Source organism: Magnetococcales bacterium, assembly GCA_015232395.1.
Lineage (GTDB): Bacteria > Pseudomonadota > Magnetococcia > Magnetococcales > JADFZT01 > JADFZT01.
This window is the reverse complement of the sequence record JADFZT010000154.1, coordinates 1-4,213: the sequence shown is the minus strand read 5'-3', so window position 1 is coordinate 4,213 and position 4,213 is coordinate 1. Positions and strand designations below refer to the sequence as shown.

The 4,213-nt window shown below is 53.4% G+C and carries 3 protein-coding genes; all 3 read right to left on the bottom strand.

The genetic code is table 11. The features are described 5' to 3' along the window. Positions 1 to 177: 177 nt before the first annotated feature. Positions 178 to 1,221: an ACR3 family arsenite efflux transporter gene (gene arsB, locus HQL52_20110; protein MBF0371746.1), complete on the bottom strand. Its 1,044-nt coding sequence runs from the start codon at positions 1,219 to 1,221 to the stop codon at positions 178 to 180. Between the two features lie 479 nt (positions 1,222 to 1,700). Further along, positions 1,701 to 2,771 (bottom strand): Fic family protein, encoded by a 1,071-nt coding sequence (locus HQL52_20105; protein ID MBF0371745.1) that lies wholly within the window; start codon positions 2,769 to 2,771, stop codon positions 1,701 to 1,703. A 228-nt stretch (positions 2,772 to 2,999) separates the two neighbouring features. Further along, positions 3,000 to 4,213 (bottom strand): carboxypeptidase regulatory-like domain-containing protein (locus HQL52_20100; protein ID MBF0371744.1); only part of this gene is annotated, 1,214 nt, incomplete at its 5' end.

The following is a 4,213-nucleotide window of genomic DNA, read 5'->3' as shown; positions in this document are numbered from 1 at the left end:
AGACTTTCTCCCGATTTGCTTGGTGGATCAAGAGGCTGGGGCATGTACGTACGCCCAACTGCCGGATTTAGGTTTAATCCCCAATTGACCCAATGCAGTCACCATGACCCAGATACAGCAGACGAAGTCTTCGTCGGTTCGGGAGGCTGTTTGATGGGATGTTTTTTTGGCTGTGTGTCAGCTTTTGACAGCGATATTGGCTCCTCGTTCATACCATTTTCGGGTGGCCAGGGTAATATGCACCACCGACAACATCACCGGCACCTCCACCAGGACACCCACCACCGTGGCCAGGGCGGCGCCAGACTTAAAGCCGAACAGCCCGATAGCGGTGGCCACAGCCAGTTCAAAAAAATTGCTGGCGCCAATCAGTGCGGAAGGGGCGGCAACACAGTGGGCCTCTCCCAGCTTTCGATTGAGCAGATAGGCCAATCCCGAGTTGAAATAGACCTGGATCAGAATGGGGACCGCCAGTAACAGGATCACCAGGGGCTGTGCCAGGATCTGTTCCCCCTGGAACCCGAACAGCAGCACCAAGGTGGCGAGTAGGGCCGTCAAAGAGAGTGGCTGGAGGATTTTCAGGATGGCATCCAGGGCTTCCTGACCGCCGCCGGCCAAAATTTTAAGCCGCCATATCTGGGCCACAATCACCGGCACGACGATGAACAATCCCACCGACAAAAACAGCGTTTCCCAAGGAACGGTAATAGCAGAGAGTCCCAGGAGCAGCCCCACGATGGGCGCAAAGGCGAAAATCATGATCAGGTCGTTCAGAGCGACTTGGCTCAGGGTAAAGTGGGGCTCGCCATCGGTGAGATGGCTCCAAACGAAGACCATGGCGGTGCAGGGAGCGGCTGCCAGGATGATCAAGCCGGCGATATAGGAGTCGATCTGATCGGCAGGCAGCCAGGGCCTGAACAGGTGGCTGATAAAGAGCCAGCCCAGGGCCGCCATGGAGAAGGGCTTGACCCCCCAGTTGATAAACAGGGTGACCCCGACCCCTTTCCAGTGCTCCCGTACCCGGTGGAGGGCGCGAAAGTCGATTTTCAGCAGCATGGGAATGATCATCAGCCAGATGAGAAAGGCCACCGGCAGATTGACCTGGGCGATTTCCATTTTTCCCACCGCCTGAAATGGACCCGGGGCGACATGGCCAAGACCAATCCCCGTGACGATGCAGAGTCCTACCCAGAGGGTTAACCAACGTTCAAAAAATCCCATTTTAGCACCAGACCTTATGCGTGGATTGGGGGGTGTCTTCTCAATGGTGTTTTACACGTACCAGCATTTGTAAATTTTATCCTACACCCGAGGCGTGTAAAAAAACATTTTTTAAATCCACCCGATACTGTTTTCAAGGGGATGGGGAGCCCCCAGGATGGGAATGGCTCTGGCATCATATTCCAGCACCACCGGATCCTCCACCATCACCAGGAAACTGTTCTCCTCAGGCCTCTTTGGACCCGGGCCAAATGGAGTGGTTCCTCTTTCCCGGCAACAAATTCCCTGGGATTCATCGATGATCCCCAGGGGGCTTTAAGGAGCACAAACGTCCTTTTTTCCCAGGAGTGAACCGAGGCTCGGGCAACACGCAGCATTTGAAATAATGATATGTTGATATGGTTGCTCTGTTTCCTTGGATCTGGGTCTGTTTTTTTCTGTTTCCCTTGTGCTGTCGTCACCAAGTCTATGGTGTCTGATTAACTCACAAGCCGGTATCGCGTTCCGCGACCGGCTCCCAGTTTCTGGATTTTTTTCATCTCCACCAGTTTTTTGGTGATTTTTTCGACTGTTTTCAGACCAATTCCGCTCTTTTCGCTGATGGCTTTGCGGCTCAACTCTTTTTCCTCCTGAAACAATTTCCAAACAGCCTCCTGGTTGGCGGAGAGGAACAGGCCGGGGTCTTCTTTCAGGGTCAATTCCCTGGCTTTCAGACCTTGAGATCGGAGAGCTTTGAAGAAAAACAGAATCCAGGGGGAGATATCTTCCTGTTCGGTTTTCCAGCTGCTGGTACTCTTCTTCAGGGCCAAATAGTATTCTGTTTTGTTCTCCTCAATGATTTTTTCATGGGAAACATAGGGAACAAAGCTGTAGCCATTTTGTAGAAGCAGCAGGTTGGTCAAAATGCGGCTGCAGCGGCCATTGCCATCCTGAAATGGATGGATGGCCAAAAATTCAAAAATAAAGTTGGCAATCGTCAAAAGTGGATGGAAGCGCTTGTCGATCAAGGCCGTGTCGGTCCATTCGACCAATTCCTGCATCTCCTTTGGGACCAAATGGGGTGGGGTCGGATCAAAAACAATACCGATCACCTTCCCATCCTCATCCAAAGCCTCCACACGGTTTGAGCCGAATTTATAAACCCCTTTGTGCCTGTCATCCTTGTCACTGTAGGCCAGCAATATTTGGTGAAAATGTTTGATGGTGTTTTCTGAAAATCGGATCCCCTCCCAGGCCGTAAACACCTCCTGAATGAGTTCCAAATAGCCAGCTACCTCCTGCTCATCCCGGGTGACCAACCGGCGGATATTGGCTGTTTTCAGTAGTTCCTCAACCTCATCATCAGAGAGATGGCTCCCCTCAATCCGCGTGGAAGCCCCGCTGGAACTGACAATGACTGTTTTTTTGAGCTGGTTGAGAAACTGGGGAGAGAGTTGTGTAAAGGCTCGCCAATACCCTTTGCACTCATCGATTTCCCCAATGAGTGTCAGGATTTCCTGTGCCTTTTCCGGTGGAAGGGTCAGGCGTCTGTCGAATCTTTGTTGGATCATGATCTCCCCTAAGCGGTTAGGGGAGATTGTAGGAGATTTTAGGAGAAAGATAAATAATTTCCTGAATTCCAGCCAGTTGCAACATCTTCATGCCCTGCTGAATCAGGGGAGGGTTGAGCGGGCTTTTTGATGCGTGTCCATCGAATGCCTGCCAGCACAACCGGTCAGAGGGACAAAGACGTCCCCATCCCACCGACCGGGTCGCGCTGGTAAATCAATCTTTCCGACTCAATCCAGATCCTCTTTGGCGATCAGATCCCGCTGCATATCCTGCAACCACTGGGGGTTGGAGGAGTGCTTGGAGGTGGTGGGGGTGGGTTCGCTATCCAGGATGCAGTCGTCGTTGCAGGGCAGGATATAGCCGTCCACCAGCTCCAGCACCTTCCACCAGCGGCCACTCGTGCCGTCACTGGGCACGTTGTATTGATAGAGGCCGCCTCCCAGATTGACCTGCACCATCGCTTCCGACGTGGTAGTCAGCGTGCCATCTCCGGAATAGTGATAGATGGCATAGACATAAGTCGCATCCGGATCCACATCAAAGACCGTCACCGTCTCCGGGCCATAGGAGGTGGTGTCATCCAGATCCAGGCTGTCATCCCCCGAGGTCTTGTCGGCATAGTAGATGTGATACACCTCTTCGCCATCCGCATCATATTTGATCAGATGGGAATCCAGATCCGACGGATCCGCATCCCAGGTCAAACGCATGATGGCGCTGTTTTCATCCCCACCTTCCGGAATCAAGCTCAGGTTGACCTCGGTTTCCACATCCTGAATCACCGCCGCATATTGGCTCTGGGTCTGGTATCCATCCTTTTCACACACAAACCGGTGTCGCCCCAGGGGCAGATCGGTCAGGGAATAGGTGCCGAGGACGCCGGTGGTGAAAGAGCCGATCTGAATGTCGGTCTGGGAATAGACGATACAGGAGACCTCCGTGAGCAGCTCATCGGTTATGCCGCTGCGCACATCTCCCGCCAGATCCCCGGTGCCCGCTTCATCTTCATAGAGTTCGATGGTGCCGAACTGGTTGGGGGAATAGATCTCGGTGATGCCTGAGTAAAAGCTGTTCCGGGCTCTTCCCCGACGATAGCCATCCCGATAGATGTGGGCGACATATTCGGTGCTGGCAAAAAAGTCGGCGTTGACGGTGGTGGCACCATCGCTGTCGGTGGTGCCGTAGCAGGTCTCCTCATCGGTATCACATCCCGCTTCCGGCCAATCCACCCCCAGCGTGCCCAAAGGCTCAATGGCCACCAAAGCGTTGCGCACCCCCTCGCCGGTATCAGCATCGATTACCTTGATGCCCACCTCAAAGGTCGCTTCGTCCATCTCATCAGCTGTTTGACTCTCCAACCAGGATTTGATTTGTGTCACCACTGCATGGGCTTCATCGTAGGCCCGGTCGCCATTTTCTTCGGCATAGGGGTGGGAAGCCT

Excerpts from the sequence above, each read along its gene's own strand:
- arsB (MBF0371746.1), bottom strand. The coding sequence starts at position 1,221 with ATGGGATTTTTTGAACGTTGGTTAACCCTCTGGGTAGGACTCTGCATC.
- HQL52_20105 (MBF0371745.1), bottom strand. The coding sequence starts at position 2,771 with ATGATCCAACAAAGATTCGACAGACGCCTGACCCTTCCACCGGAAAAG.